Origin of the sequence: Schleiferilactobacillus shenzhenensis LY-73 (assembly GCF_000469325.1) — a bacterium.
GTDB lineage: Bacteria > Bacillota > Bacilli > Lactobacillales > Lactobacillaceae > Schleiferilactobacillus > Schleiferilactobacillus shenzhenensis.
This window is the reverse complement of sequence record NZ_KI271595.1, coordinates 67370-73106: the sequence shown is the minus strand read 5'-3', so window position 1 is coordinate 73106 and position 5737 is coordinate 67370. Positions and strand designations below refer to the sequence as shown.

Sequence of the window (5737 nt, the reverse complement as noted above, 5' to 3'; positions counted from 1 at the left end):
TTCCAAGATTTTGTACGTCTCTATCCATTTTCGCCACCTTCATGAATTATTGGGGATCAAGGGAGTGATTGATTACCATGGCAACTAACGGATTTGTTGTGACACCGGACTACGCGACTGCACCTGGCGAGACAATTAAGGAAACTCTTGATGCGTTAAGCATGACCCAGGACGACCTCGCACAACGATTGGGAATCACCCCAAAGAGCGTATCGAAGCTGATTAATGGCAAGGCACCGTTGACGCCCAGGATTGCCGCTCAGTTAGAATTGATTTTTCATGTACCTGCACCGTTTTGGAATTCTTTGGAAAAACAATACCGAGAGTTTCTTGAACGGCAGGAACAGAAAAAAGTATTGAATGAAAAATTAGATTATACAAAACACTTTCCATACTCTGAGATGGTTAAGGCCGGGATGGTGCCAGAGGAAAGAGAAAAGAGTAAGCGACTGGAGAACTTGCTTAAATTTTTCCGCTTTGCAGATTTTTCTGCTTTTGAAGAAGTGATGGAATCGGACCCATTGTCTGAAGGGGCATACAGAATTGATGTCAAGCATTACTCGGTGAACCAGTACGCTTTGCATGCCTGGATTCAGCAGGGAACAATCGAGGCTGAAGAAATCGACACTGCACCATTTGATCGGAGGAGATTGGTTGATTCAGTCACGCGCCTACGGGCATTGACACGCGAAACTCGACCATCAGTTTTTATACCGGAATTACAACATATTGCTGCCGACTTTGGTGTTGCTGTTGTACTCGTTCCTGAATTAAAAGGGAGTCGGGTCAGTGGCTTAACGCGGTGGCTGTCACCGTATCCCAAGGCAATTATCGAGTTGAGTTTGCGATATAAAACCAACGATGTGTTATGGTTTACCTTATTTCACGAGCTTGCTCATCTTGTTCTCCATTCAAAAAAGATGTTCTATACACTGAAAAAAGCAGAGTATTTAGACAGTAAAGAAGAACGTGAGGCTGATCAATGGGCGGCCAATAAATTGATTCCCGAACCGGATTGGAAACGTTTCGTTGAAGTGGGCTCCTTTGGTCGTTCACAGATTCTTGCCTTTGCGCAAAAGGTCGGCATTCATGAAGGCATTGTTGTTGGCCGCTTACAAAGAGCGGGCCTGCTGCCCTATTCTGTTTGCAGTGACTTAAAGGTTCATTACCGATGGCAGAATGACGATTGACAAAAACAGCACTACCATTCGGTTGCGACCGAGTAGCGGTGCTGTTTTTGTTATTCTGCCTTGCTGCGCAATTCTTCCTGGCCTGCCCGCCAGTTAGCTTCTCTGGCGAGGGCAAAAAGGTAGTCCGATAAGCGGTTGATGTAGTGCAGGATGGGGGCGCCGACGGCCTGCTGGGTGTCGTTCAGGGCGTCCACCGACCGCTCTGCCCGGCGCGCCACGGTGCGGGCGTACTGTAAACCCGCTGCCGTGGGTGTGCCGCCCGGCAGGATGAAGGCATTGATTGGCGGTATGGCGGCCATGATTCGGTCAATGGCCGCTTCCTGGGCGTGTACATGGTCTTCGGTGATTGTCTGGTGCCGCGGCACGCTGATGTCGGCTTGGAGGGCGTAGAGCTCCCGCTGCAAGCGGGTCAGGACGGGGACTAACCAAGCTTTTTCCGCCGTGGTGGCGTTGGCGGCCACGACCCCGAGCCAGGAATCCAGCTCGTCCAGATCACCTAGCGCGGCGATTTGCGGGTCATACTTGGGCACGAAGCGGCCGGTCATTTGCCGGGTAGTGCCGCCGTCACCGGTTTTGGTATAGATTTTCATTGCACGGATCCTCCTTGACCATGGTGCTGGTAGTGCTGCAAGGCGACCGCCAGAGGTTTCTTCAATAAGGGGTAGAAAACGAGGTTGCCTGCCGCATGATACCCGTCGAAGGGCAGGCCGGCGATGTAATAGGCCCAGAAGCCTAAACCACTGAGCTGGCCGAAGACCGCCATCCCCGCGCTGACCAGGAACCCGTAGAGCAAGCCGAGCAGGCCGCAGACGGCGAGCTGCGCCCAAAACCAGCGGCGCAGCGGCGTCCAGCGGGCCAGCAGGCCGACGACTAGGATACACCCGGCGTAGGCCCCGATTTGGGGAATCGTCCAGATACCGAACCCCAGGAAGATATTGGACAGGACCATCGTGTTCACCGCCAGCAGGAGACCGGCGCCCAGCCCGAGCTGGAGCGTGACCAGCATGAGGATCGCGGTCACTGGCTGAACGTTAGGAATCGGAATCTTCACGATCCGCAGGGCGACACACAGGGCGGTGAGCATGGCCAGCAAGGTCACCTGGCGGGTGCGGTCATGGGCAGCGGCCATTTATTTGGTCGGGGCCAGGTTGAAGACGACCCTGTCACGGGCCTTGACCTTCTCCTGGCTGGCGCCCTTCGTCGCCATTTTACCGTTGACGGTGTACAACCAATAGGTCTTTTTAGCGACGTTTTGGCTCTTCCCGGCGATGCTGGTAATGAACCCTTTGCTCTCCTTCACGTGCCAGCCCTTCTTGAGCCCGGTCAGGACCACCGCGTCTTTTTTAGGGACCTGGATCTTTTTCTGGGCGAAGGTCTTCTTGTTCTGCTGCAGGGTATACGTGACGGTGACCGTGGCCGGCGCTTTTTTCTGAGATTGGGCGCTGGCCCCAGTGGAACAGCCGCTGAGCAGCAGAACGAAGCCGAAGAGAACGAGCAGATTACGGACGATTTTTTTCACCATGAATGATTTCCTCCTGAAGATATGGGTACGTTATTTAACAGGGCAGGCACCGCCGGCACAGTCGGTCTGGTCGACCAAGGCGATGTCCTTTTTATCGTGATTGTCATTTTGGGCAGCGAAGACGGCGGCGACGTCGTCGGTGATGGCTGCTTTTCTGTCTTCGTACGTCGCCTTATCAATCGGCTCCTTGGGTGCCTGCTTGAAGCCGGCGCCGATGTATGGCAGCAGGGACGTGGACTTGATGGCGTGGCGGTACTGGCGTAACAAGGGGGCAATCTGAGCGGCTTCCTTGGGCTGGAAGGTGATCGTGCAGCTGACGGCGTTGTCAGACCAGTATTTCTGAAGAAAGGCCTGGGTGGCAAACTGCTCGGCGATGGCCACCGTGCCCGCGGAGGCGAAGGACGGGCTGTCGGCGTGGGCCGCCCGGATCGGGAATTCGACGCACATCGTGTTCTTCGTGTAGACGTCCGGCTCGATGTGGTAACCGCAAGCCTTGAGGGCGGGGAGAAGCGGGTCGTTATCCTGGAAGCGAATACGCTGGATCAGGTAACCCGCGTAGTGGAAGTGCATGCCTTCAGAAACGCCGGCCAGCTTGGCCACGGTGCCCGAGGGCTTCACGGTGGTGTGCTTGATCGACGGCTGGCAGCCTAGGGCGGCGGAGTAATCCCGGTCGGCTTGGACCACGCTTTGGTAGAGCCCGTCCACGGCACGCACGATGCGCGGATCGTAGCGGGGCGTCCCGTCCGCCGCGAAGCCGGTCACAACGCGGCCGCCGAAGTCGTGGAGGAACCAATCCTGGACCCCGGAGATGGAGATACCGATGCGCCGGTTCTTTTGGATAACGCGCCGAGAAACGGCCCAGTCATACGGGCTGAACGTCACCCGTTTAGCGAACCGGGTGGCCAGCCGGAAGACCTGGGGCAAGTCCCAATGCTGCTGGCCGGCGACATAGGGAAAGACCTCAAACAGGTTGCACGGTTCACCGTTGGCCAGCGAGATCTCCCCGCAGGGATTGGTCCCTTCCACGGTGGGATCGGCGTCAGACCGTGCCCCATCAGCCAGGCGGCCGTAGTGTTGAGAAAGGGCCAGGTTGACGATCCCCGGCTCGCCATTTTTGGCAATGGCGGCCGCGACGGGAGCGTAGCCGTCAAAGTCGGAGTCGACGGCGACACTATTATTGGAGGCCCAGCGGTGATGATACAGCTTCTGCTTATCCTGCTTCATCGTGATGAAGTCTTGATCGTCGGCCGAGCCCAGGGCCATTTCGGCTGAGCGGCGGACATTGCCGGCGACTACGGTCTTGCCGATCAGGTTGCCGATGTCGGTGGCGTCCACCGCTGTTAAGCGGGCCCCGGCCTTAGCGTTCAAGACGCTGTTAATATCATACAGCATCTCGATCAAGGGCATCGGACCAGACGCGGTGCCGCCGAAGCCGTGGATGCGGGCCCCCTTGGGCCGAATATGGCTGACATCGAGGACCAGCTGCGTCAAGCCCTCGGGATTCGTGCTGGCGAAGTGCAGGTCGATCAAGTTGGCGTTGGCCAGCACCCAGCCCTCCCGCGTGTCCGGCAGGGTGTAGTAACGGCCGGCACTGGCGTCGTGCTGGGCCAGCCAGTCGTCCTTATCCACCGCCCCCAGTTTCAAGACGTCAGCGTAGGAGGCGCTGTTTTTAGAAATGACCACGGTCAGATCGATGGCGTGGGCCACGGCAGGAATCTGCCGGATGTTATCTTGGACGACGGAGAAACCGACGCCGCCGCCTTTCATCAACTCGTCAAACATGAACGAATACGGCATGGAGACCGCGGGCTGATCCGGCTGCAGGTAAAGCGGTACGATGTGACTGGCCCCGTAAGGTTGCGGACGGACAGCAATGAACCAGCAGTTATTCAAGGCATCGCCGTTGCGTTTCTGATAGTCCGTACCGGAGATCCACAGGTTGCGGCCAGAGGGGGTGGCCGCCAAGCCGTAGACCAGTTTAAACAAGTCCCGGGCTTCTTGGCTGAGGGCGGCCACGACCGCTGGATCAACGTCCGCCTGGTGCAGCCGCGGGTCCAGGTTGATGTTTCCCTCGACGACCCGCTTGACGGTTTCATCCCAGTTTTCTGTCCGCTTTTGGTCTGGCAGCCAGCGGGCATAGGTGCGTTTGTAAGTGACCCAGCCCAGCGGTCCCCAGTGGGGCTGAACAGTGGCCTTGATCTGGTCAACGTAATCTTGGGGCAGGGTGATGACAGTTTTTGTTTGGGTAGCAGCAACAGGCATGGCAATGACTCCCTTTCAGAAATGATTAACACAACATATGGTATCTTACCAGGTAGCCAGTATCAAGATGTAGTGTGTTACAAATTTACTCATCCGGCGGTACACTGGGAAGACAGTTAATGAAAGAAGCGGATCATCATCCCCATAAAAATTCGTCCCGCCACGCCAGCGGATGCCCCCGCCCTGGCTGCCATTTATGCCCCCTATGTCAAGTCCACCGCCATCACCATGGAATGTACACCCCCGGATACCGCCGAATTTGCTCGGCGGATTCGCACGACGCTGGTGCGCTATCCGTATCTGGTCGCCGCTACTGGGCCGGGGACCATCGTTGGTTATGCCTACGCCAGCGCGTACAGCTTTCGGACCGCCTACGACTGGGCGGCGGAGGTATCGGTCTATGTGGACCAGACCAAACTGGCCCACGGGACGGGGCACCAGCTGTACACTGCCCTGGAAGCCGAGCTGCAGCGCCAGCACGTCGTCAGCCTGGGGGCCTGCATCACGGCCGGCAACCAGCGCTCCATCGCCTTCCACGAACGCGACGGTTTCCGCCAGACCGCCGTTTTTCCGCACTTTGCCTACAAGCTGGACCAGTGGTGGGACGTCGTCTGGCTGACCAAGGTCCTCACCCCCGGCGACGCGGCACCGGAGCCGTTTATTCCTTACAGCGAATTGCGGTAGAAAAGAGCTTCCGCGAGACCCGGCGATTTGGGCCGATACGGCGTTGTGCTTCGCACAGCCGCCTCGTGAACCAGGATAT

The 5737-nt window shown here is 57.2% G+C and carries 6 protein-coding genes; 2 read left to right on the top strand and 4 right to left on the bottom strand.

The window, feature by feature from the left end; all coding sequences use genetic code 11:
* Positions 1-77: 77 nt before the first annotated feature.
* A complete protein-coding gene (locus tag L248_RS10255) occupies positions 78-1190 on the top strand; it encodes a helix-turn-helix domain-containing protein (protein WP_040536191.1) in 1113 nt (370 codons plus the stop codon).
* A 50-nt stretch (positions 1191-1240) separates the two neighbouring features.
* On the opposite strand, the gene L248_RS10250 is transcribed toward L248_RS10255, so the two are convergent.
* Genes L248_RS10250 through nrdJ form a run of 4 tightly spaced genes read right to left on the bottom strand, consistent with a single transcriptional unit; the run spans position 1241 to position 4974 of the window.
* On the bottom strand, positions 1241-1780 hold the full coding sequence (locus L248_RS10250) for a cob(I)yrinic acid a,c-diamide adenosyltransferase (RefSeq protein WP_022530143.1): 540 nt from the start codon (positions 1778-1780) through the stop codon (positions 1241-1243).
* Complete coding sequence (locus L248_RS10245; RefSeq protein ID WP_022530142.1) at positions 1777-2319, bottom strand: ECF transporter S component; 543 nt, start codon at positions 2317-2319, stop codon at positions 1777-1779. Before L248_RS10245 ends, L248_RS10250 begins: the two co-directional genes overlap by 4 nt.
* The gene (locus tag L248_RS10240) at positions 2320-2709 is read right to left on the bottom strand and encodes a DUF4430 domain-containing protein (protein ID WP_245585303.1); all 390 of its coding nucleotides are present in this window, start codon (positions 2707-2709) and stop codon (positions 2320-2322) included.
* Between the two features lie 33 nt (positions 2710-2742).
* Positions 2743-4974: a ribonucleoside-triphosphate reductase, adenosylcobalamin-dependent gene (nrdJ, locus tag L248_RS10235; protein WP_022530140.1), complete on the bottom strand. Its 2232-nt coding sequence runs from the start codon at positions 4972-4974 to the stop codon at positions 2743-2745.
* Between the two features lie 132 nt (positions 4975-5106).
* Between nrdJ and L248_RS10230 the strand changes: the two genes are divergently transcribed.
* A complete protein-coding gene (locus tag L248_RS10230) occupies positions 5107-5658 on the top strand; it encodes a GNAT family N-acetyltransferase (RefSeq protein ID WP_342665177.1) in 552 nt (183 codons plus the stop codon).
* Positions 5659-5737 lie beyond the last annotated feature (79 nt).

What these genes read in the sequence shown, in the direction of transcription:
- L248_RS10255 (WP_040536191.1), top strand. Translation starts at nt 78, where the DNA reads ATGGCAACTAACGGATTTGTTGTGACACCGGACTACGCGACTGCACCT.
- L248_RS10250 (WP_022530143.1), bottom strand. Translation starts at nt 1,780, where the DNA reads ATGAAAATCTATACCAAAACCGGTGACGGCGGCACTACCCGGCAAATG.
- L248_RS10245 (WP_022530142.1), bottom strand. Translation starts at nt 2,319, where the DNA reads ATGGCCGCTGCCCATGACCGCACCCGCCAGGTGACCTTGCTGGCCATG.
- nrdJ (WP_022530140.1), bottom strand. Translation starts at nt 4,974, where the DNA reads ATGCCTGTTGCTGCTACCCAAACAAAAACTGTCATCACCCTGCCCCAA.